The organism is Micromonospora sp. C41 (assembly GCF_018070485.1).
GTDB lineage: Bacteria > Actinomycetota > Actinomycetes > Mycobacteriales > Micromonosporaceae > Micromonospora > Micromonospora chalcea.
This window is the reverse complement of record NZ_JAGPXP010000044.1, coordinates 12,967-34,549: the sequence shown is the minus strand read 5'-3', so window position 1 is coordinate 34,549 and position 21,583 is coordinate 12,967. Positions and strand designations below refer to the sequence as shown.

23 protein-coding genes, 1 tRNA gene and 1 pseudogene are annotated in these 21,583 nt (G+C 72.0%); 11 read left to right on the top strand and 14 right to left on the bottom strand.

The features are described from left to right. Positions 1-319: 319 nt before the first annotated feature. Together KBX43_RS29210 and KBX43_RS29205 are read right to left on the bottom strand one after the other, a co-directional pair. Entirely contained in the window at positions 320-1,402 is a 1,083-nt protein-coding gene (locus KBX43_RS29210; RefSeq protein ID WP_043327455.1) for an NAD-dependent epimerase/dehydratase family protein, read from the bottom strand. A 37-nt stretch (positions 1,403-1,439) separates the two neighbouring features. Beyond that, on the bottom strand, positions 1,440-1,739 hold the full coding sequence (locus KBX43_RS29205; protein WP_043327456.1) for a hypothetical protein: 300 nt from the start codon (positions 1,737-1,739) through the stop codon (positions 1,440-1,442). Between the two features lie 131 nt (positions 1,740-1,870). On the opposite strand from KBX43_RS29205, the gene KBX43_RS29200 reads away from it, so the two are divergent. The 3 genes from KBX43_RS29200 (at position 1,871) to KBX43_RS29190 (ending at position 3,024) form a co-directional block, all read left to right on the top strand. Beyond that, a tRNA-Lys gene (locus KBX43_RS29200) sits at positions 1,871-1,942 on the top strand. Between the two features lie 95 nt (positions 1,943-2,037). Then, positions 2,038-2,274, top strand: a complete 237-nt coding sequence (locus KBX43_RS29195) for a type II toxin-antitoxin system Phd/YefM family antitoxin (protein ID WP_210888358.1) — start codon at positions 2,038-2,040, stop codon at positions 2,272-2,274. 183 nt (positions 2,275-2,457) lie between these two features. Further along, positions 2,458-3,024, top strand: coding sequence for an NUDIX hydrolase (locus tag KBX43_RS29190; protein ID WP_210888356.1), 567 nt, complete (start codon positions 2,458-2,460; stop codon positions 3,022-3,024). Here KBX43_RS29190 and KBX43_RS29185 read toward each other — a convergent pair. Beyond that, positions 3,025-4,445: pseudogene (locus KBX43_RS29185) on the bottom strand (helix-turn-helix domain-containing protein). 415 nt (positions 4,446-4,860) lie between these two features. On the opposite strand from KBX43_RS29185, the gene KBX43_RS32185 reads away from it, so the two are divergent. The 4 genes from KBX43_RS32185 to KBX43_RS29165 all read left to right on the top strand — a co-directional run bounded on the left by KBX43_RS32185 (position 4,861) and on the right by KBX43_RS29165 (position 7,115). Next, positions 4,861-5,286, top strand: coding sequence for a hypothetical protein (locus KBX43_RS32185; RefSeq protein WP_374226034.1), 426 nt, complete (start codon positions 4,861-4,863; stop codon positions 5,284-5,286). Continuing rightward, positions 5,283-5,510 carry a hypothetical protein gene (locus KBX43_RS29175; RefSeq protein WP_210888354.1) on the top strand — a complete coding sequence of 76 codons (228 nt, stop codon included), beginning with the start codon at positions 5,283-5,285 and terminating at the stop codon, positions 5,508-5,510. The genes KBX43_RS32185 and KBX43_RS29175 overlap by 4 nt, the downstream gene beginning before the upstream one ends. 336 nt (positions 5,511-5,846) lie before the next feature. Beyond that, on the top strand, positions 5,847-6,503 hold the full coding sequence (locus KBX43_RS29170; RefSeq protein ID WP_307851624.1) for a class I SAM-dependent methyltransferase: 657 nt from the start codon (positions 5,847-5,849) through the stop codon (positions 6,501-6,503). A gap of 93 nt (positions 6,504-6,596) precedes the next feature. Continuing rightward, complete coding sequence (locus KBX43_RS29165; RefSeq protein ID WP_043327473.1) at positions 6,597-7,115, top strand: cupin domain-containing protein; 519 nt, start codon at positions 6,597-6,599, stop codon at positions 7,113-7,115. An 83-nt stretch (positions 7,116-7,198) separates the two neighbouring features. Here the strand turns inward: KBX43_RS29165 and KBX43_RS29160 are convergent, their stop codons facing one another. Next, positions 7,199-8,683 (bottom strand): endo-1,4-beta-xylanase, encoded by a 1,485-nt coding sequence (locus tag KBX43_RS29160; protein ID WP_210888350.1) that lies wholly within the window; start codon positions 8,681-8,683, stop codon positions 7,199-7,201. 278 nt (positions 8,684-8,961) lie between these two features. Then, complete coding sequence (locus KBX43_RS29155) at positions 8,962-9,390, bottom strand: helix-turn-helix domain-containing protein (protein ID WP_043327477.1); 429 nt, start codon at positions 9,388-9,390, stop codon at positions 8,962-8,964. A 115-nt stretch (positions 9,391-9,505) separates the two neighbouring features. On the opposite strand from KBX43_RS29155, the gene KBX43_RS29150 reads away from it, so the two are divergent. Beyond that, a complete protein-coding gene (locus KBX43_RS29150) occupies positions 9,506-10,420 on the top strand; it encodes an NADP-dependent oxidoreductase (protein ID WP_210888347.1) in 915 nt (304 codons plus the stop codon). Here the strand turns inward: KBX43_RS29150 and KBX43_RS29145 are convergent. From KBX43_RS29145 to KBX43_RS29110, 8 genes are all read right to left on the bottom strand, one after another. After that, a complete protein-coding gene (locus KBX43_RS29145; protein WP_210888344.1) occupies positions 10,402-13,596 on the bottom strand; it encodes an ATP-binding protein in 3,195 nt (1,064 codons plus the stop codon). The two genes, KBX43_RS29150 and KBX43_RS29145, sit on opposite strands and share 19 nt — an antisense overlap. Continuing rightward, positions 13,596-14,249 (bottom strand): hypothetical protein, encoded by a 654-nt coding sequence (locus tag KBX43_RS29140; RefSeq protein ID WP_210888342.1) that lies wholly within the window; start codon positions 14,247-14,249, stop codon positions 13,596-13,598. Before KBX43_RS29140 ends, KBX43_RS29145 begins: the two co-directional genes overlap by 1 nt. Beyond that, on the bottom strand, positions 14,236-15,225 hold the full coding sequence (locus KBX43_RS29135) for an endonuclease domain-containing protein (protein WP_210888340.1): 990 nt from the start codon (positions 15,223-15,225) through the stop codon (positions 14,236-14,238). Before KBX43_RS29135 ends, KBX43_RS29140 begins: the two co-directional genes overlap by 14 nt. A 110-nt stretch (positions 15,226-15,335) precedes the next feature. Continuing rightward, positions 15,336-16,130 carry an ABC transporter permease gene (locus KBX43_RS29130; RefSeq protein ID WP_064448370.1) on the bottom strand — a complete coding sequence of 265 codons (795 nt, stop codon included), beginning with the start codon at positions 16,128-16,130 and terminating at the stop codon, positions 15,336-15,338. Continuing rightward, positions 16,127-17,032 (bottom strand): ABC transporter ATP-binding protein, encoded by a 906-nt coding sequence (locus KBX43_RS29125; protein WP_113972241.1) that lies wholly within the window; start codon positions 17,030-17,032, stop codon positions 16,127-16,129. The genes KBX43_RS29130 and KBX43_RS29125 overlap by 4 nt, the downstream gene beginning before the upstream one ends. Next, entirely contained in the window at positions 17,029-17,400 is a 372-nt protein-coding gene (locus KBX43_RS29120) for a hypothetical protein (protein ID WP_064448368.1), read from the bottom strand. The genes KBX43_RS29125 and KBX43_RS29120 overlap by 4 nt, the downstream gene beginning before the upstream one ends. Beyond that, positions 17,400-18,002 (bottom strand): helix-turn-helix domain-containing protein, encoded by a 603-nt coding sequence (locus tag KBX43_RS29115; protein WP_247677830.1) that lies wholly within the window; start codon positions 18,000-18,002, stop codon positions 17,400-17,402. Before KBX43_RS29115 ends, KBX43_RS29120 begins: the two co-directional genes overlap by 1 nt. Positions 18,003-18,072: 70 nt before the next feature. Beyond that, positions 18,073-18,534 carry a MarR family winged helix-turn-helix transcriptional regulator gene (locus KBX43_RS29110; protein WP_104113499.1) on the bottom strand — a complete coding sequence of 154 codons (462 nt, stop codon included), beginning with the start codon at positions 18,532-18,534 and terminating at the stop codon, positions 18,073-18,075. 92 nt (positions 18,535-18,626) lie between these two features. On the opposite strand from KBX43_RS29110, the gene KBX43_RS29105 reads away from it, so the two are divergent. Beyond that, positions 18,627-19,718 carry an epoxide hydrolase family protein gene (locus tag KBX43_RS29105; protein ID WP_210888338.1) on the top strand — a complete coding sequence of 364 codons (1,092 nt, stop codon included), beginning with the start codon at positions 18,627-18,629 and terminating at the stop codon, positions 19,716-19,718. 9 nt (positions 19,719-19,727) lie between these two features. On the opposite strand, the gene KBX43_RS29100 is transcribed toward KBX43_RS29105, so the two are convergent. After that, entirely contained in the window at positions 19,728-20,213 is a 486-nt protein-coding gene (locus KBX43_RS29100; protein ID WP_043327495.1) for a carboxymuconolactone decarboxylase family protein, read from the bottom strand. Between the two features lie 167 nt (positions 20,214-20,380). Between KBX43_RS29100 and KBX43_RS29095 the strand changes: the two genes are divergently transcribed. Further along, on the top strand, positions 20,381-21,262 hold the full coding sequence (locus KBX43_RS29095; RefSeq protein WP_210888336.1) for an RNA polymerase sigma-70 factor: 882 nt from the start codon (positions 20,381-20,383) through the stop codon (positions 21,260-21,262). After that, positions 21,259-21,582: a hypothetical protein gene (locus KBX43_RS29090; protein ID WP_231915634.1), complete on the top strand. Its 324-nt coding sequence runs from the start codon at positions 21,259-21,261 to the stop codon at positions 21,580-21,582. The genes KBX43_RS29095 and KBX43_RS29090 overlap by 4 nt, the downstream gene beginning before the upstream one ends. Position 21,583 lies beyond the last annotated feature (1 nt).

The following is a 21,583-nucleotide window of genomic DNA, read 5'->3' as shown; positions in this document are numbered from 1 at the left end:
CTGAACAGCCGGCGCCTGGACGCTGCCCTCACCCCGCCTCGTCGATCATGAAGTTGACGGTCCCGATATCGGCGTGTCGACCCGCCAACTTCATGATCACCGGCCAGTCCTCCGCCCTACGGCCCCCGCCCCACCCGCCCCACCCTCGCACCCGCCCTTTCAACTCGGTGATCAAGGAGTTTGTGTTCCAGTTGATCTCTGCGCGTGACACAAACTCCTTGATCAACAGGGCGGGGTGGGGCGGGGTGGCGGGGTGGGGCGAGGGCGGGGCCGACGCCGGAGCGGATGGGACAGCGGCGGGCAGCGGCGAAGGGTGGGATCAGTAGGGGTTGGGGTGGCCGGGGAGGTGGCCTCGGGTCAGGGCTGCGGGGCGACCGGGGAGGGTCGGGTCCGGGGACAGCGGCGGGGAATCCGTGCCGGCTCTCGTGGCCATGCCGGTGAACAGGTCCTTCAGGGCGGTCACCGAGTCGATCGCCGGGGCCCAGCCGAGTTCGGTCTCGGCACGGTGGCTGGACATCAGCGGCACGTTCAGCGCCAGGTCGACCCAGCCGGTGTCGACCGGTTGCAGCCGCGCCCGCCAGGTCAGCGCCGCCGCCGCGCGCAGCACCGGCGTCGCCACCGGCACCGTCCAGCCGTGGAAGTGCCGGGCCACCAGCTCCGGCGTCAGCACCGGGTCGGCCGCCACGTTGAAGGCGCCGCCCGCATCCCCCAGAACCGCCCGGGCGTACGCGTCGGCCACGTCGTCGGCGTGCACCGCCTGCATCCGCAGCCGCTTGTTCGACGGCACCAGCGGAATGCGGCCGTACCGGAGAAGGCGCACCGGCGCCAGCGGGCCGAGGAAGTAGCGGCTGATCTCCGTACCGGCCTCCCGCTGGAAGATCAGCCCCGGGCGCAGCCGTACCACCCGGAGCTTCGGGTGCTCCCGCTGCACACCGTCGAGCAGCGCCTCCACCTCCGCCTTGTCCCGGCTGTACGACGACGTCTCCACCCCGGTCGCCGGCCAGTTCTCGCTGACCGGATGGTTCTTCGGGCCGGGCGCGTAGGTGCCGACCGATGAGGCGTACACCAGGGCCGGAACGCCGACCCGGACGGCGGCCTCGATCACCGCGCGGCTGCCGCCGACGTTGGTCCGGTAGAGCGTGCGGCGGTCGTGGCTGGGCTGGATCTGCCAGGCCAGATGCACCACCGCCCGCGCCCCGGCGAAGATCCGCACGAGCTGGTCGGCCGCCCCGGGCGCGCCGATGTCGCAGGAATGCCACTCCACGTCGGCGTACGGCTCACCGGCGTCCGGCCCGGGCAGCCGGCGCGCGACGCCCACCAGTTCCGCTTCCGCCTCCCGCCGCAGCCGGCGCAGCACGGCCGTCCCCACGTTGCCGGTCGCTCCCACGATCACGATGCGCATGTCCGGTGCGGTACCCGCTGAACCGGGCAGCAACCGCTCACGGACGGGGGTTCGTGCGCACCCAGCCCTTCTCCCGATCGCGGCGACCCGACGTGGCGGCCAGGCAGCGCGGACAGACCCAGCCCTCCGGGTCGGCCTCGGTGAGGACGTCAGTGCCGGAGTAGTCGAACGGCACGTGCGGGAAGCGGCGCAGGCGGGTACGGCTCAGGGGCAGCCCGCACAGCGTCTGGTTCTGGCCCGGCAGCCAGGCGTGCACCTCACCGCCGGGCCGGCGTACGCCGTCGGCGCCTGGCACCTCGCGGGAGGCCGCGACGGCGGCGGTGCTGGTCACTCGCATGGTTGCCCCGGTTCCCCAGGCGGGGAGGTTCACGCCTCGCGTCCGGCGCGTCGCCTGGTTCAGGTCTGAAGATCGACAGGCGGTGGAAGCCGCGAGCTTAGGGCGGGCAGGTTCCGGTAACCTGAGCGGGCGGGCCGCTAGCTCAATGGCAGAGCTGTGGACTTTTAATCCATAGGTTCAGGGTTCGAGTCCCTGGCGGCCCACTCTCTTGCAGCTCAACGGCCCCATTGTGTGGGCGCGATCTTGGCTCAGCGGTTCGACCAGGACGAGGCGCGGGCCACTTGCTCCGGAGGTGGTCATGCGGACCGTCAACTTCACCAAGCTAAGGCAGAACCTGGCCGCTGAACTCGACAGCGTCATCAACAACGCCGAGGAAGTGGTGGTAACCCGCTCGGGCCACGAGCCGGTGGTCATCGTCCCGCTTGCCGAGTACGAGGCGATGAAGGAAACCGAGTACCTCTTTCGCAGCCCGGCCAACGCCGCCGCGCTGCGCCGTTCGATGGAGGAGCTCGAGAAGGGCGACGCGGCTGACTAGAACCAGTACCTCAGCCACACGGCCAAAAGCTGGTCGAGCTCATCAACGGCCTCATCGCGGACGTGATGCAAGGTTCGAAGCCCTGCCGGCCCACCACATACCGTCTCCCGGGTCCTCCGGGGTCGAGCCGAGTCACGGGCGCCGCGGTCCGCGGCCCGGTACCGCTGGTCGGATACTGGCCGTGTGACGGAGGAACTGGCTAGCAGGTCGACGCGCTGGACGATTCACGGCGAGCGGGTAGTGGACGGCAGCCGGCGCTCCCGGTTGAGCATCGCCGACGTGGAGTTGCCCGACGGGGTCCGCTTCGAGCAGTACGTGATCCGGGCGCCCCGGTCGGCCATGGTTGCCGTGCTCGACGGCCAGGAGCGCCTGTTGCTGATGCGGCGGCACCGGTTCGTGTTCGACAGATGGGTGTGGGAGCTACCTGGCGGCTACGTCGATGAGGGCGAGGACGCGGCGACCTGCGCGATCCGCGAGGTCGAGGAGGAAACCGGCTGGCGCCCGGGCACCGTGGAGCCCTTGGTGTCGTTTCAGCCTTGGGTGGCGACCGCAGACGCGGAGAACTTGCTGTTCCTTGCCCGGAATGCGGAGTACACCGGCGCTCCGGTTGACGTCAACGAGACCGAGCGCGTGGCCTGGGTTCCGCTGGAGGAGACGCGGCAACTCGTGTCCGAGGGTGAGATCGTTGGTGCCGGAACGGTGATCGCCGTGTTGGAGCTGATGGCGCGCCAGGCGCGGGGTGAGCTGTAGTCAGCGCCGCTGGCCGAGCGCCGCATCGACCCGGGTGATGAACTGCCATACTGCCGGCTTGCGGCGGTGGGGTGCCAGGCCGGTCTGCAGATCGCGCACGTAACGGACGGCACGAGCCGACCGCAGTTGGGTGGTCAGGGTCAGGGCTTCCGCGCCGACGGCACTGGCACGTTCCGGCTCGCCGTGGCGAGCGTGGACGCTGGCCAGCAGGGCGAGGTTGAAGGCTTGCCGCGTACGTAGCGCTCGTCCATCTTGAGTGAGCGAGCGGCGAAGCGCTCGGCTCGGCGGTGTTGACCGAGCGCGTGGAAGCAGTGGCCGAACTTGGCCGACAGGTACGCCTCGTCGAAGTAGCCGAGCCACTGAGGATCGCTGCTGCGGTCCGCTCGGTCGAGGGTTCGCTCCGCTTGGTGAAGCGCGGTCGCGCAGTCGCGTTCGTGGAGGGCGACAGCGTGGGCATGGGCTTCCATGACCAGCGCTTCGGCAGTCAGCGCGGTGAGGCCGGCGCGTTGTGCTGTCTGCCGGGCGGCGCGGGCGAGGTCGACCCCCGTGGCGGCGTGCCCGAGGTAGGTGGCTTGATGGCTCATCGCGGCGAGGATCTCGGCACCAAGGCCGGCGTCGGCGGCCGTTCGGGCGAGGTCGAGGGCATGCGTGAGGTACCGCTGGGCGAGGCCGTGTTCGGCCATGTCGTACGCCTGCCACCCGGCGAGCTGCGTCAGTTCGGCAGCAGCAGCGAGCAGTCTGCGGCCGGTCGCCGGGTCGTACCGGCCTTCGGTCACCAGGGGCGCCACCTCGTGGTGCAGGAAGCGGGTGACGTTGTCGCGGGCATGCCCGCCGCCGTACTGGTTGTCGAGTCGCCGATAAGTGGCGGTCATCTGCCGGATCGTGTCGATGTCGGGTTGACCGACTGTTCGGCGGCCCTCCTGCTCGACGGGCTGCGCCGTGGTGGCGGTGAACCAGCGTAGGGCGGGCAGGGTGTACGCGGTGGAGCTGAACACTGTCTGGCGAAGCATGTCTCGACGGTTCACATCGCCTTCCCATAGCTGCGCGGCGGCCTGGACGTCCTCGCGCCAGGACCGGTTGCCCGGCACGTCACTGTGCCGACCGAGGGAGTGATCCGCCATGGCCGGGCGATATGACCGCTGGCAGGGCGCGAGGCCCAGCGTCATCCGAGCTTCGTCGGGCATGCCGCAGCCGTCGGCGATCCGTTCCAGCACATCGATCGAGGTCACCCGTCGGCCGGCGATGATCCGGCTGATGTAGCCCTGCTCCAGGCCGACAGCCGCGCCGACGCGAGTTTGGCTCGCGCCGGTGTGCCGAGCGAGCAGCCGGAACACGGCACCGATGTCGCGGGCCGCCAGAGCCTTGTGCATGTCCTCGCGCAACCAGAGGTCGTCGGGGATCCGGAGATTTTCCAGCAGCACAACGGCTCCCAGCGTCGTCAGACGACTACCCATGGTGGTCGGTCAGGAGCCTACGGTCGGTGTACGGGCAGGTCGAGTCCGCTCATGTCACCGTGACATGACCGGTCGACATGGTCACCGCACCCCACTCGGCGGGACCGTCTCCGGCATGGACTTCGACGTCGACGACCCGCCGGGCGGGATGTTCGTCTACGGCTCTGAGCCGCCGGTCAGGCTCGCCTTCCCGACCTTGCACGACAGGACGGGCTCGTGACTATCCGGGGTCGCCTGTGTCCGCTGGCGCGATGGCTGTTCCGGCAACCCGATCCGGCACCACCGTCCGGAACAGGGCAGCGGTACCAGGACGCCGAGCGCGCGGCAGCGCGACAGCGCCTACTCGACCTGGCAGCGCAGCTGGGGCGACCGGAAGGCAACCGTGAGCCGGCGCAGGACGCGGCAGAGCAGCGATGAGCCGAAGGGCGGCCCGGACGACTCCGAGCAGACGACACGTCTCGTACGAGGACTACCTGGTCGCGACGGCACTCACTCTCGCCCGGAGGCACCGCCCTGTCTGGTGCTGGCGGAAGTGGCGACGGATCTGCCGCTGCGGAGCGGATCTGCCCTGCCGCGCCCGGCACCGAATCCCTATCGATCGTGGCCACTGGCCGGGAGAGGACGCGTCGTGAAGGACGACCTGGAGCAGGCGATCCTGGCTGTGCATGTCCGTGGGTGCGACGGCATGTGCACCGGCTGCCGCGCCTGGTGGTCGCGGCTGTCGCCGTACCCCTGCTGGCAGGTGGAATGGGCGACCAGCCGACAGGCACGGACGATCACCGCCCGTTTCCTCGAGGGTGTGCGGTGACCACCCACGGCCCGGTCATGCCGGTCTGGAGCTGCGGAGGTTGCGATCTGCCCTGGCCCTGCCCGACACGGAAACGCGAGCTGCGCGCGGAGTATGACCGCGCTCCCGTGTCACTGGCCCTCTACCTCGGCGCCTACCTGGCCCAAGCCACTGAGGACATGCCGTGGACGCCGGCCGGGGTGTTGCACCGCCGCTTTCTCGGCTGGACCAGGCAGGCCGACTAGGTCCGGCCGACGGAGGGTGAGTTCTCGCCCGTGACGGACTTCGAGTTCCCCGTCGGCAACGCGCCCTATGTCGTCACCGCTCAGTATCCTGACGGCACCTGGTCGGGCGGTGCCGGTGTTCCCGGCACTACGACCGCGTACGCGCCGGCCCCTCCGGTGTCGGAGATCGGGACGCCAGAGGGGTCGGCCAGAGCCGGCACTGCCTGTCGATCGACGCCCCCACGCTAACGCTCGTTAGGTCTATGGTCAGCGACCATGATGAATACGAATCGCAATCTGGGGCTGGGGCATGGCAGCGCATTCGGCGAGCGTGGGGTGGCGAAGAGGCTCGGCACATTGGGCCGGCACACATCGCTGACCGGCCGGCGATTACTGGAGATCGGCTGCGGGGACGGCACGTACACGATGCGGCTGGTCGACGCGTTCGCGCAGATCGAAGCCGTGGACATCCAGCAGGATCGGCTGGAGCTGTTCCGGGAGCGGCTGGCCGGCGATCCGGCGGCGGCCCGGAAGATCAACGTACGGGAGTTGTCCGCCACCGAGCTGGACTACCCGGACGGCAGCTTCGACCTGGTCACCGCCATCGAGGTGGTGGAGCACATCGACGACCTGGATGCCGCCCTGCGGCAGGTCCACCGCGTGCTCGTGCCCGGCGGCCGGTTCGCGCTGACGACGCCCAACCGGTGGTTCCCGTTCGAGACGCACGGCTTCCTGATCCGGGGCCGGCGGTACCGGCCGGCGCGGGGCCCGTTCCTGCCGTGGATCGTGCCGCTGCACCGTCGGCTCGCCGACGCCCGTTCCTTCACCGCCCGTGGCTTGTCCGCGCAGCTGCGGCGGGCCGGGTTGGAGCCGGTAGCGGTGGACTACATCATGCCGCCGTTCGACAGGTCCCGCTTCGGGCGTCGCATCCGGCCGGTGACCGACGCGATCGAACGCTCGCCGTTGAAGTTCTTCGGCATGGCCCTGGCGGTTGTCGCCCGCCGCCCGGCATGACGGTCCCACCACGGAAAGCGCCCCAGGTTTAGCAGCTTGGCGGATGGCTATGAGGGGAATCGATCCGCAGACCGACGATCGAGGAGAGAGCCGATGGCCAGCGGTGCGATCCCGTCCGACGATCCGACCCGTACCCTCGTCCATGCCCGGCCCGACGACCCCGGCCTGGCGCACCTCGCCATCGCGGGCGGCACCTACACGATCCTGGTCACCGGTGAGCAGACGGCCGGCCGGTACTGCCTGATCGACATGCGGGTTCCGCCGGGTGGTGGGCCGCCTCCGCACCGGCACGACTTCGAGGAGATGTTCACGGTGCTCGACGGGGCGGTGGAGTTCACGTTCCGGGGCGAGCAGACCGTCGCGCGGGCCGGGGAGACGGTGAACATTCCGGCGAACGCGCCGCATTTCTTCCGCAACTCCTTCGACCAGCCGGCGCGGCTGCTGTGCATGTGCACGCCGGCCGGGCAGGACGAGTATTTCCTGCGCGTCGGCGACCGGGTGGACGGCCCCACTTCGCCGCCGCCGGCTCTCACCGAGGAGGAGCAGGCCGAGCGCCGGAACCGGGCCGCCGCGCTGGCCGCCGACTACCGCACGGAGTTGCTGATCGGCTGACACCGGCAGCACGCGAGCACCACGAAAGCGGCTCACCGCCGTGGCCGAGACCACGACGGTGAGCCGTTTTCCGTACGCGAAGGTCAGCTCGTCGCGACGAGCTGGAACCGCTGGTTGGCCTGGCCGTTGCAGTCGTAGATCTGCACCTGCTGGCCGTTGCCGGTGCCCCAGACGTCGAGGCAGCGGCCGGACTGGACTCCGGTGATGGTGCCGTTGGAGTTGACGTTCCACTGCTGGTTCGTCTGGCCGTTGCAGCTGTAGATCTGGACCGCCGAGCCGTTGCCGGAGCCGGCGGCGTCCAGGCACATCGAGCCGTACACGGTCAGCTGCCGGCTGGAGGTGTAGGTCCACCGCTGGTTGGTCTGGCCGTGGCAGTCGTAGAGCTGCACCCGGGTGCCGTTGCTCTGCGAGGAGTTCGGCACGTCGATGCACCGGCCGGACTGGCTGCCGACGATCCGGCTCGCGCCGGTGGTCGGCGGCGGCGTGGTCGGTCCGCCGGTCGGCCCGGCGGTCGGGGACACGGTCGGCGAGACGGTCGCGGTCGGCGTGGGGTTGGGCGACGCGGAGTTGAGGACGTTGAGGACCGAGTTGTACGCGGCCTTCTTGTTGCCTCCGCCGTCGAACAGCAGCGGGCTCTCGTTCGAGCGCCACGAGTCGCTGTCACGCACACCCCACACCGTGATGCCGATGCAGCGCGGCACGTTGATGCACGCCTGCGTCAGACCCGCGTACTGGCTGGTCGAGGAGTTCGTGACGTCGACCTCGGTCAGCGCCACGTCCACACCCAGCGCGGCGAAGTTCTGCAGCGTGGTCTGGAAGTTGCCCGGCAGCGAGCTGCCGCCGGTGAAGTGGGTCTGCAGACCCACGCAGTCGATCGGCACACCCCGGGACTTGAAGTCCCGGATCATGTTGTACACACCCTGCGTCTTGCCGTACGACCAGTTCTCGATGTTGTAGTCGTTGTAGCACAGCTTGGTCGACGGGTCGGCCGCCCGCGCGGTGCGGAACGCGACCTCGATCCAGTCGTTGCCGGTGCCCTGCAGGTTCGACTGCCGACGGCTGCCGTCCTCGTTGAACGCCTCGTTCACCACGTCCCACGCGGCCAGCTTGCCCCGGTAGTGGGCCATCACACCGTTGATGTGGTCGATCATCGCCTGACGCAGGTTGCTGCCGTTCAGGCTCTGCATCCAGCCCGGCTGCTGCGCGTGCCACGCGAGGGTGTGGCCGCGGACCTGGAGACCGCGCTGGGTGGCCCAGTTGTAGATCTGGTCGCCGGAGGAGAAGTTGAACTGGCCCCGGTTGGGCTGGAGCGCTTCCGGCTTCATCTCGTTCTCGGCGGTGATCATGTTGAACTCACGCGCCGCGATCGTGCTGTACGTCGAGTCGCCCAGTCGGTTCGCCGCGATGGCGGTGCCGAAGTAGCGGCCCGACTGTGCCGCGGCGGCACCGAGCGTGCTCGCCGCCGCCTGGGCCATGGTGGGCACCACGAGCGCGGCGCCGGCGAGAGCCAGCGCGCTGCTGACGGCGGCCAGCACCACGCGGTGGCTGCGCCTCGGTAGATGTTTCATGACACTCCTCTGCATATCGGACGATGATGCGCTGGCGATGCCCGGCCTGACGCGAGTGGAGTAGGCGGTGCGCCCACCCCCCGCGTCACTGCCCTGAAACTTTTCGAAGATGTACCGGTAACTTCCCTGGGAAGATATCCGCGACGGCACGATCGGTCAATGTCGATGTCGACGCGAACATGGACTCAACCGGCTGATCAGCGCGGGAGTCCATGGATGACCGTGCGAGCGAAGGGCGCCGAGAAGCGCGAGCACGACCGAAAGTTTCGGGGATCCGGTCAGTGACCGGCGGCGTCGTACCGCTCGCGGTTGGCGTGCACCTCGTCCATGTGCGCCTCGGCCCACAGCTTCATGCCGTACATCAGCTGGTGCAGCGACTGACCGAGGTCGGTCAGCTCGTAGGTGACAGTCACCGGCACGCTCGGCGTCACGGTGCGGGTGACAAGGCCGTCGCGTTCCAGTGAGCGCAACGTCTGGGTGAGCATCTTCTGGCTGACGCCGGCCAACCGCCGCGACAGCTCGGAGTAGCGCATGACCCGCGGTTCCGCGTTGCGGTCGGGCCCGTCGCGGCCGAGCGCGGCCAGGATCAGCGCCACCCACTTGTCGGAGATCCGGTCCAGGAGTTGCCGGCTCGGGCAGCCGGCGAGGAACGCGTCGTACTCCTCCCGCGCCTGCGCCCGCTTCTCCGCCGCCGTCTGCGTCGGCATCGTCCGCGCCTCCTACCCGGGGGTACCCAACGCACTCCGAAGTGCGTACTTCCCGATGGAAAGTTACCCCTCCATCGTGGAGCACGGCATCCCTCACGACCAAGGAGACAGAACCATGGGTACGCGTACCTTCCGCGCCGCAGTCGTCCGCACCCCGGGCGGACCCGAGGCCATCGAGATCATCGACGTCCCGCAGCGCGAGCCGGGACCCGGCGAGGTCCGGGTGGACGTCGCGGCGGCGCCGGTCAACCCGGCCGACCTCGGCGTCGTCGGCGGCTTCTTCCACTCGCTGGGGCTCATCCACCAGCCGCACCACACCGGCCTGGGCTGGGACTTCGCCGGTGTCGTCGCCGCCGCCGGGCCGGGCGTCGACCTCGCCGTGGGCACCCGGGTCGCCGGCCTGGTGGGCGGGTTCGACCGCGACTTCGGCACGTACGCCGAGCAACTCGTCGTACCAGTGGCCGACCTGGCCGTCGTACCCGATGATCTGGACCTGGTGGCGGCGGCGACAGTGCCGCTCAACGGCCTGACCGCGGCGCAGATCGTCGACCTGCTCGGCGACCCGCCCGCCGGCGGCCGGCTGCTGGTCACCGGCGCCGCCGGCGCGGTCGGCGGCTACGTCGTGCCGCTCGCCCGGGACCGGGGATGGCGGGTGACCGGCCTGGCGCGGGCCGGGGACGAGAAGTTCGTCCGCGGGCTCGGCGCCGACTTCACCACCGCCGCCGAGCCGGGCTGGGAGGCGGTCGCCGACGCCGCGGCGCTCCAGGACCGAGGGCTCGCGCTGGTAGGTGACGGCGGCGTGTTCGTCGGGGTACGGCCGAACGCCCACCCGGCCGCCGAACGCGGTGTCACGGTGCGCGCGGTCGAGGTGCACGCCGACGGGGTACGTCTGGCCGACCTGCTCGCCCGCACCGCCGCCGGTGAGCTGCCGGCTCGGGTGCACGCGGTGGTGCCGCTGGACCGGGTGGCGGACGCCCACCGGGCGGCGGCCGAGGGCGGGGTACGCGGACGCTACGTGCTGCGTCCCTGACCGCCGCGAGCGCGGTCCAGCACCTCCTCGACGGTGAGCGGACTGCGCGGGTGGTGGGTCAGTGAGAGCGGGGTCCGGATCTTGCGGGGCGCCGCGCCCTCGGCGGCGAGGTAGAACTCGCCGACGGTCAGGCGGGAGATGTCCGGCACGTCGCCGCCCTTGGCCCGAGCCATCTCGCGGGCCGTCTCGATCTGAATCGGGCTGTTCATCAGGCCGTACAGCTGGGTCGCCGCGTTGCCCGGGATGCGGTTGTGCAGGCTCTTCGGCGCCTGGGTGGCGAAGATCAGCCCGAGCCCGTACTTGCGGGCCTGGGCGGCGAGCGCCAGCGTGCTCTGGGTGCACGCGGTCATCGCGCCGGACGGGGCGAACGTCTGCGCCTCGTCCATGATGAGCAGCCCGAGCAGCGGCCGGTCCCCAGCCGGGTTCTTCTTGATCCAGGCGAACAGCGCCATCTGGAGCTGGTTGACGAAGCTCTGCCGTACATCGTCGGACGGCAGACCGACCAGGCTGACCACCGAGACGCGGGCCCGCTTGCCGGGGGCGGGGGTGAGCAGCACGCCGGGGTCCATCGGCGTGCCCTCGCCCCCGAACAGCGGGTCGTTCACCATGGCGGCGGTCAGGGTCTGTGCCAGGCTGAGACCGATCTTGTCGGCGTCGTCCAGGTCGATGATCCCGTCCGGCAGGTCGGCGAGCGTGTCGACGAGGCCCTGCAGTCGGGAACCGCCACGCCGGCCGTAGTGCTCGACGGCCTTGCGCAGCACGGCCAGCCCGAGGTGGGCCCGGGTGGCCCGGCCGGTGACCATGGCGCGCGGCGCGAGGGCCGCGACGGCCGCCTCGACGGCCTCGGCGAACTCGTCCGGGTCGTCGCGTACGCCAGTGAAGTCGGGCAGCGGCTGGAAGCTCAGCGGGCGGCCCGAGTTGCGGCGCGGTGTCCAGACGACGACGTCGGTGTGGGCCAGGTAGTCCCGGGCCCGCTCCGCGTCACCCGGGCGCCACTGCGCGGGCGGCTCGGGCCACCCCTCGCCGAGCCGGGCGAGGTCGTTGTTCGGGTCGAGCACGATGGCGGAGACGCCCGCCAGCGCGCACTCCTCGACGATGCGGCGGATGAGGACTGTCTTGCCGGAGCCGGAGCCGGCAAAGATCGTGGCGTGCTTGCGCAGCGCCTCCAGCGCCAGCGGCACGGGTTCCCCGTCGTCGTACCCGTGCCCGACGACGAACGCCGGGTCCGCCACGGGAGCGGGCGCGGCGGCCACGACGGGCGCTACGGGCGCCGGGGTCGGCTGGGCCGCCGGCTCGGTCGGTTCCGGCGACGGTCCGCCGTCGGTGGTCCAGCGGTCCACGTCGGCCAGCGCGTGCTGGAGGAACTTCAGCTCCCGGGTCGGCCGGCGCTCGGCCAGCCAGCCCTGCAGGTCCATGGTGGCCTCGGCGAGCATGACCCGCAGCGCGGAGAGAACGCGCACGTCCTCGTCGTCGATGCCGAGCGTCTGGCCACCCGCCTCGGTGAACGCGCCCACCGCCTTGCGGGTGGCCGCGCTTGTCGACCAGGCACGGTTGCGCAGCAGGAACAGCTTCCGCCGGCCGGAACCGGTGTCGAGGGCGGCGGCCACCGACGCCTTGCGAAGCCGGGCCAGCGCCGCGTTGCCGTGGTGGTCGTCGCCGATCGCCCGGAAACACCAGTGCACCTGGTCCTCGGTGCGCTCGTCGAGCGTGAGCCGCAGCCGGGCGTGCAGCGGCGGGTCGGTGCTCGGGGGCGGGTCGACGCTGAACGCCTCGCCCGCGTCGCCCCGCTCCAGGATCCAAGCGGTGAGCCCGGCGGCGAGCAGCGGCGGCATCGCCTCGTCCTCCGACGCCCGCCGGAGCGGACCGGTGACGTCGGCGGCCTCCCGCAGCTCGGCGAAACGGGCGTCGTAGCGGTCCATCTCCTCGGCGGTGGCGGCCACCGGGGCAGGTCGGGGCGCCCGAGGTTCGGCGGTGGGCGGATCGCCGAGCGTGGTCATCTCCCGGACCTCGTCAGCGGCGAGGCATTCGCGGATGTGCCCGTCGATCTCGATGAGCAGCTGACGCGGGGTGAACGCCCCGGCCTCGGCAAAGGCGCGCGGGGACACCGGCCACGACGGGTACGGCGGGACGAACCCCGCCTCCCGGTAGCGGAGGGTGAACCGCTTCTCGATGATCGCCCGGGCCAGGTCGGCGTCGTCGATGCGGCGCAGCGGCGGCGTCTCCCGGAACCGGTCGGCCACGGTGTCGGCGGCTGTGGACTTGATGATGGTCCACGAGTTCGGGATGCAGGCGAGGACGGTGAGCGTGCGCCGGGTCGTCTGCCGCAACGCCATCAGGCCGTCCGCCATCCGGGCCAGCATCAGCGCCTGCTCGGGGCTCATGTCGGCCGCGCCGGCCAGGGCCGGGTCGCTCTGGATGGCCAACTGCGCGATGAGCGTGTCGACCTGGTCGATCGCCACGACGGACGGGCCGGTGAGGGCGAGCAGCCAGGAGAGGTCCTGCACGATCTGCTGGGCCGGGCGCGGGACGCGGCGCATGCCCCAAGCCGCGCGTTCCCCGGCGACCATTTCCTCGCCCGAGAGGAAGTAGTTCTCCGCGATGTCGCGGTGGGCGATGTCCTCGGAGGCGCTCAGCGCGAGCGCACGCGCCGTCTCCTGACAGGTGCGGGCCGCGTGCCTGTCGAAGTCCCCGAGCCCGTCCAGGAAGGCGTCCAGCGCCGCCTTGGTCAGTTCGGTGTCGCCCATGACCGCCCGGCGCGCCGTCCGGGGCGCCCCCACGAGCGCGGACAGGCGCCGCAGCAGCAGTTTGAGTTGTGTCTCGCGGCTGCCGGGCACCGGCCGCGACAGGCCGTCGAGCATCGCGGCGAGCACGCCGTCCCAGAAGCCACCGGCGTCGAGCAGGCCGACCAGGAAGAAGTAGCCGTTCCGCTCCTGCACCTGCTGGCGGATCACGCCCAGCAGGTGGGTCTTGCCGGAGCCGCGCTGGCCCTGGACGACCAGGCCGAGCGGGCTGCCGTGCGGGTTCGACGCGGCCTCGTCCACTCCGGCGAGCACGTCCCGGACGACCGGCACGTGCAGACCTTCGACGTGGAAGGGCAGTGGCCGCCACACGTCGTCGGGCACCGGCGCCCAGTCGAACCGCAGGGTGGCCAGCGCGTTCCGTTCCGCCTCGTTCATCACACGCCGATCGCCAGCAGGTGGTTCTCCTGCCCGCCGAGGCGCAGCGCGGCCGCGACGTCCGCCTCGGTGAGCGTCTTCTGGTTCGACTCCGGCGCGATGGTGACGCCCTCGGACCGGCTGAGCCGGCGCAGCGCCTCGTCCACGTCGTCGCGGGGCACGTCGGCGAGGAACGGCCGCAGCCGGCGCAGGCTCACCCAGGCGCCGGGCTCGTCGGCGAGCGCCCGGTACGCGCTGACCACACGCGCGGTCAGCGATCCGGACGGCTCGGCGGCCGGCGAGGCGGCCGGCGCGCGCACGTCGGTGAGCGCGAAGAGTTCGGCGAGCGTCGCGCAGCCGCTGCGCCCCAGGACCCGGTCGCGCAGGTGCGCCTGCAACGCGGTGAGGGCGGCACCGAGCGCGCTCGCGCCCCGCAGCGTGAAGTCGAGGTCGCTCTGCATCCGGACCCAGCCCTTGTCGTCGAGTTGCAGGGCGTACGTCGGCCCGCTCTTGCGGCTGGCCACGTAGTGCAGGCGGGTGAGCTTGTCGCGCTGCGGCTTGCGTACGACCAGGCCGTAGCGGTCCCGCAGCTCGGTGCTCAGCACCTCCCGCGCCTCGGCCATGAGCACGACGAGGATCGCGCTCTCGGATGCGGTCAGGTCATCGCCGGCCATGGTGCCGTCCTTCCGCCAGGTCTCGGCGACGTGCCCGCAGATAGGTGCCGATCTGCGTGACCACGGTGCCGACGTCGTGAACTACTCGGGCGTTGGTGAAGCGCAGGACGGCATAGCCGTCCAGTTGCAGCTGGACGTCGCGTTGCCGGTCGGCCTCGAAGCGGACCGGGCGGCAGTGCTCCGGGCCGTCGATCTCCACCACGCACCGCTCGTCCGGCCACACTAGATCCAGTCGCACCGGCGCGGAAAGGCGGTGCGACTGGTAGCTCTGGTTCCATCTCCGTCCGGCTGCCCAGCTCTGAGCCGCGAGCGCCGCCTCCAGCAGCTTCTCCGCGTCGCTGCCCGGATGCGGCCGGCCCGCCACCGGAGCGTGCCCGGCGGGCACCGTCGCGGGTGCGACGCGGAACACCGGCAGCCCGTCCAGTCCGGCCGTACCCGCTCCGGCCAGCCAGACCGCCGGGCCGCCGTGCTGCACGAGCCACGCGGCACCGGCCGCGATCACGGCGGCGTCGTCGACCGGCCCGACGAGCAGCACCACCTTCCGCCGGCCGAACGCGGCGGCGACGAGACGCGCCAGCGCGGACGCCGTGGCGCGTAGCGGGAGCGCCCTGGTGGCGGGGCGTCGCCCGGTCACCGCGAAGACGGCCAGGTCGGTCAGGAAGGAACCCGGGTAGCGGTCCCGGCGGGCGAGAGCGGCGGCCGCGGCCCGCACGGCCGCGAGCCCGGAGGTATCCGGGCGGACGCCGTGCGCGGCTTCCGGGAGCCAGGCCGGCAGCAGCTCGACGGCCACCTGTTCGAGCCGGTCCCGCGCGGCGCGCGCGAAATCCGCCGGCATGGCGTACGCCGAGGCCGGGCGGTGCACGACGACGGCCAGCTCCGCGTGGTCGCGGGCGATCGCCATGGCCACCGCGCCGGTGTCCGCCCCGGACAGGGCGAGGACACGGTCGGTCGGCAGATCGGCGAGGACCGGGTCCATGCAGCGTCGACCTCCCCCACCGTCGACCCCGGACGTCGGAGGACCAGAGTACGAATCGTCTTCGGCCGACGCCACCCCTGTTACGCCGGACGGCGACCGCGCGGCGACGCTCAGGTGATGTCGCGGCGCATCGGGACGACCACGGCGATCGCGGCTGCGGCGAGCGCGTACCCGGTCAGCAGCAGTGCGCCGGCCGCCGGCGGCAGGAGCGCGACGGCGTCGCTGCCGAGCTGCGCGGACATCGCGTCGGCGACGTACGTGAAGTCGGTGAGCGCGGCGGTGGCGCCGCCGGGCAGGAGCGGGTAGAGCGCGTTGACGCCGGGGATCATCATCAGTACGGGCTCGGCCAGGTACAGGTAGCCGACCACGACGCACACGGCCGCGACCTGGTTGCGGAGCAGCGCGCCCACGCCGGTGCCGACGAGCAGGTACACCGCCATCGCGACGCCGATGCGGGCGAGCAGCGCCAGCACCGTGGGAGCGGGCAGGCCCAGCGACACGCCACGCGCGGCGGCGACTGTGAACAGGGCTGCCGCGGCGGCGACGGCGAGCACGAGGCCGTAGGCGAGGCCGACGATCGCGTGGGTGGCGAGTTTGGCGGCCAGCACCCGCCCTCGGCGCGGCGCGAACATGAACGTGACGGCGGCGGTGCCGTGCCGGTGCTCGGAGGTGGCCGCGAGGGCGCCGGCGGCGGCCGGCACGAAGGCGGTGAAGCCGAGGATGCCGAGGATGGACCGCAGGCCCTCCTCGGTGTGCAGGCCGGGCATCGGCGGGTCGAAGTTCTCCGGCCCGACGAGCGCCATGAGCCCGACCAAACCGCCGCCGAGCGCGACGGCCGCGAGCAGCAGCCCGGTCCACATGCGGGTGGCCAGGACCCGGCGTAGTTCCGCTCTGATCAGGTTCATCGGGCCTCCGCCTTTTCGGTGGTCAGGTCGAGGAAGAGCTGTTCGAGGCTTGTGGTCTCGGTGACCAGCTCGTGGACCCGCAGCCGGTGGTCGGCGGCCAGGTCGGCGACGCGCGGCGCGTCCAGTCCGCGTACCCGCAGGCGGCCGGGCCCGGCGGCCTCGACGGACCCGGCGGCGGCCGCCAGCGCGGCGGCCAGGGCTGTCGCGTCCGGCGAGGTGACGAGCACCGTCGGAGGGCCGGTGAGCCGCGACCACGGCCCGGCGGCGACGAGTTCGCCGCGCCGGATCACCACCACGTCGTCGACCACCTGCTGGACCTCGTGCAGGACGTGGCTGGAGACCAGTACGGTGCGGCCCTCGTCGGCGAGGCGGCGCAGCAGCCCGCGCAGCCACGACATGCCTTCCGGGTCCAGGCCGTTCGACGGTTCGTCGAGCAGCAGGACACGCGGGTCGCCGAGCAGCGCCGTGGCGAGGCTGAGCCGTTGCCGCATGCCGGTGGAGAACCCCCGGGTACGACGGTCGGCGGCCTGCGCGAGGCCGAGCAGATCCAGCAGTTCCGCGACCCGGCTGTCCGGGCAGCCGGCCATCGCGGCGTAGACGCCCAGGTGGTCACGGGCGGTGTGGCCGGGGTGGAACGCGTTGCCGTCGAACACCGCGCCGACGGTCCGTGCCGGCTGGGCCAGCCGGCCGTAGGGCTGCCCGCCGATCGTGGCGGTGCCGCTGGTGGGCGTCACCAGCCCGGTCAGCATGCGCATCGTGGTGGTCTTGCCGGCGCCGTTCGGGCCGAGGAAGCCGGTGACCGCGCCGGGTCGTACGGTGAAGGTCAGGTCGCGTACGGCGGTGACGTCGCCGTAGCGTTTGGTCAGGCCCGACGCCTCGATCGCCAGGTGGTCGCCGGTCATGGCCGGCCCCGCGTCGCACGCCCGATCGTCTCGGCGAGGCCCGGCGCGGCCGGGTCGGAGACCACCACCTCGTCGAACTCGCCGCCGGCCGCCGCGCGGTCCAGCACCAGGTGCAGGCCGGGCTGACCGCGCCGGGCCGCCACGAGCTGCCGGGGACCGCCGAACAGACCCCAGACGCCGATCTTGGCGAAGCCGGACACGGCGTACCCGCGCCGGGCGCCCCGGGCCAGCCGGATCGGCTCGTCCACCGGGGCGGCGTGCCGCACGGCGGCCAGGCGCAGCGCGAACCGCTCCCGCCCGACCCACATCCGTTCCCATCCGGTGAACCGGATGTCGATCACATCGCCGTTGAGCATTACGGAGGCCATCAGTCGTCGCCCTTCGTCGTGTCGGAGTCGTGCGCTGACGTGTGCGTGTCACCGGGGGTCACCGGGCGATCGGCGGGCATCAGGACGGTCGCCAGCAGCCGGGGGATCCGGCCGTCGCCGGGCCCTCTGGCGAGCAACGGGCCGACCAGCGCGTTGAGCCCGGCCGCGAACTCGTGCAGCTCGGCGTCGGTCAGGTGCAGTACGAGCTGCTGGTATCCGACCCCGTCGGCGACGAAGTCGACGCGGTCGCGGGCGAGGTAGCGGGAGAACTCGGACAGCAGGCTCGACACGAACGCGGTGAAGTAGCGCGCGTGCTCCTCCGGCGTGGCCGTGGCCAGGGCCGCCGGGTCCAGCGCCGCGCCGTGCGCGGGCAGCGCGTACACCCGCTCGACGGCGCCGCGCACCTTGCGCTCCTGCACCACGTCGAGCATCCCGGCCTTCACGAGCGTCGCCAGGTGCCGGTAGAGCGTGGCGTGCGGGACGTCGGGCAGCAGCTCGGCCAGGTCGTGAGTGGTCACCCGGGTGCCCGCCACGGCACGCAGGACGCGGAGCCGCACCGGGTGCAGCGCCACCTCCGCCCACCGCTCTATCGACATCGCCATGACTGAACCGTATCACTATCGATAGTGATATCGGTAGGGAGTGGGGCGACCGGGCGCGAAAGCCGGACGATCAGACGGACGGACGGGTGTGGTGGGCCAGCACCCGAGCAAGGAGCCGGGTCAGGTCCGCCCGCTCGTCCGGCGTCAGCGGCGCGAGCAGGTCGTCCTGCACCTCGGCGAGTCGCTTCTCCAGCCGCCGCAACTGCCGCCGCCCCGCCGCGGTGATGGTGACGACGTTGCGCCGCCGGTCGGACGGGTCCGGGGCGCGGACCACGAACTCCCGCTCGGCGAGCTCGTTGAGGGCCGCCACCACGTCGCTGACGTGGATGCCGCTGCGCCGGCCGAGCGCCGCCTGACTGGCCGGGCCGAACTCGTCGAGCGTGGCGAGCAGCCGGAAGTGGTAGCCACGCGCGTCGACCGCCGCCAGCCCGTCGCTCACCAGCCGGCCGGCGCGTACGGCGGTCTGGGTGATCAGCCAGCTCGGCAGGCCGGCCAGGCGGGTGGGTACGACGTCCGGCTCCGGGTTCTCCACATGCCCAGCCTATCCAAAAACGTTGGCGCCCCCAACGATCTGCGCTATCGTTCGCCGCACAAACGTTAGTGACACCAACGATCGGAGCTACCGTGATCGAGCCGTTCCGTATCCACATCCCCCAGGCCGACCTCGACGACCTGGCCGACCGCCTGGCCCGCACCCGCTGGCCCGACGAGCTACCAGGCGCCGGGTGGGACTACGGCATCCCGCTGGCCCGCGTACGCGAGCTGGCCGAGCGCTGGCGCACCGCGTACGACTGGCGGCGGGCCGAGGCCGAGCTGAACCGGTATCCGCAGTTCACCACCACCATCGACGGACAGAACATCCATTTCCTGCACGTACGGGCCGCCGACCCGGACGCGTTGCCGCTGATCCTCACCCATGGCTGGCCCGGCTCGGTCGTGGAGTTCCTCGACGTGCTCGGCCCGCTATCCGAGCAGTTCCACCTGGTCGTACCGTCGATCCCCGGATTCGGCTTCTCCGGCCCGACGCGGGAACGCGGCTGGGACGTCGACCGGGTCGCCCGCGCCTGGGCTGAGCTGATGCGCCGGCTCGGCTACCGGCGGTACGGCGCCCAGGGCGGCGACTGGGGCTCGGTGATCTCCACCCGGCTCGGCGGCATCGACCCGGAACACGTCGTCGGCGTACACCTCAACTACCTGCCCACGCCCCCGCCGCCCGGCTGGACCGGCGAGGCCGGACTGTCCGGCGAGGACCGGGACCGGCTCGCCCGGATCATGCGGCTCAAGACGCAGCGGCACCCGCACCAGGTGCTCTACGCCAGCCGCCCGCAGACCGTGTCGTACGCGCTCAACGACTCACCCGTCGGGCAGCTCGCGTGGATCGCGGAGAAGTTCACCGAGTGGACCGACCCGGGATCGGCCGTCAGCGTGGACCGCATCCTCACCGACGTCTCGGTCTACTGGTTCACCGGCACCGCCGCCTCGTCCGCGCGGCTGGTGCGGGAGAGCGCGTTCGGTGGCCCGCCCGCGCCCTGCCCGCCGCCGCTCGGAGTCGCCGTGTTCGCGCACGACATCACCCGGTCCGTACGCCCGATCGCCGAGCTGACGTACACGATCCGGCACTGGAGCGAGTTCGACCGGGGCGGTCACTTCGCCGCGCTGGAGGTGCCGGACCTGTTCGTCGACGACGTCCGGTCGTTCTTCTGGAACCTACGGTGACGGCGACGCTCAGCTCATCGCCGCCGCGAACATCCCCGGCTCGTACGAGCCGCCGCGCTGGTGCACGAGCACCGCGAACCGGTTCGCCGCGTTGATCAGCCCGAGCAGGCACACCAGCGCGGCGATCTGGTCGTCGTCGTAGTGCTCGCGTACCCGCGCCCACGTCTCGTCGGACACGCCCTGATGCGCGTCGGCCAACCGGGTGCCCTCCTCGGCGAACGCCAGAGCCGCGCGCTCGGCCTCGGTGAACACTGTCGACTCGCGCCAGGCGGCGACCAGGTTCAGCCGCACCGCGCTCTCACCCCCGGCCACCGCCTCCTTGGTGTGCATGTCGATGCACCAGCCGCAGCCGTTGATCTGGCTGGCCCGCAGCGACACCAGCTCCTGGACGGTGCGCGGCAACGTCGACTGGTGGATCGCCAGGCCCGCGCCGGCGAAACGCTTCATGAACGCCGCCGAGACCGGGTTCTCGAACAGGTTGAATCGGGTCTGCATGGGTTGCGCCCTCTCTGCTTCGGTGGTGTCGGACGAACACGAGACGCCGGGGACCGCTCCGGCGTGACGGCGCCGGCGGGTGAGGACCACCACAGCGACCCGATGTCACACGGCGGTCGCGGGCGGCGTCTGGTGGGGAGCGCAGCCGGACAGCGGAGGAGCCAGTCATGGCGGACCAGGCCACCGAGGACTTCCTCGCGCACCGCAACCTGCTCTTCACCGTCGCGTACGAGATGCTCGGCTCCGCCGCCGACGCGGAGGACGTGGTGCAGGAGACCTGGCTGCGCTGGGCCGGCGTCGACCTCGGCGAGGTGCGGGACCGGCGCGCCTACCTGGTGCGCATCACCACCCGCCAGGCGCTGACCCGGCTGCGCACGCTCGGGCGGCGCAAGGAGTCGTACGTCGGGTCGTGGCTGCCCGAGCCGCTGCTCACCGCGCCCGACGTGGCGGACGACGTGGCGCTGGCCGACAGCGTGTCGATGGCGATGCTGCTGGTGCTGGAGACGCTGACGCCGACCGAGCGGGCCGTGTTCGTGCTGCGTGAGGTGTTCGACGTCGGCTACGACGAGATCGCCGAGACGGTCGAGCGGACGCCCGTCGCCGTGCGGCAGATCGCGCACCGGGCGCGCGCCCACGTCGCGGCGCGCCGCCCCCGGCGTACCGTCCCGGCGGCCGAGGCCCGCGACGCCCTCGACGCGTTCCGGCGGGCGGTCGAGACCGGCGACCTGGACGGGCTGCTCCGCGTCCTGGCCCCGGACGCGGTGCTGGTCGGCGACGGCGGCGGGATCAAGCAGGCGCTCGCCCGCCCGGTCACCGGCGGCGACAAGGTGGCCCGGCTGCTGGCCGGCGGCTGGTCCCGGATCGCCGCCGTGGCGTCGATGGAACCGGCGCAGGTGAACGGCTACCCGGCACTGTTGGTACGCCTCGACGGCGAGCTGGACACCGTCGTCGCGGTACGCCTCGACGACGGCCGGATCAGCGGCCTCTACGCGGTGCGCAACCCGGAAAAGCTGTCCCGCATGACCCGGGAAACCACACTGCGCCGGTGAGCGCGTGGTCGTGGGACGATCGCCGGATGAGCAGCGCCGCCTCACCCGACGTCAGCGCCCTCGCCATCAACGTGACGGTGCCGGAGGAGCTGCGCTGGACCGACACCCGGCGCGGCGAGGAGTTCACCCTGACCACGCTCAACGTGCGGCTGCTGCCGGACGGGCGGCTCGCCGCGAAGGCGTACGGCCGGCCCACCGCCGGCGGCCGCGGCGCGTACGTGTCGTTCCGGGTGCCCGACCGGCCCGAACTGGCCGCGCTCGTGGCGGCGGCGGCCGACCGCGCCGCCGCGCTCTGGGCCGCGCACGGCGGCCTGGACTGAC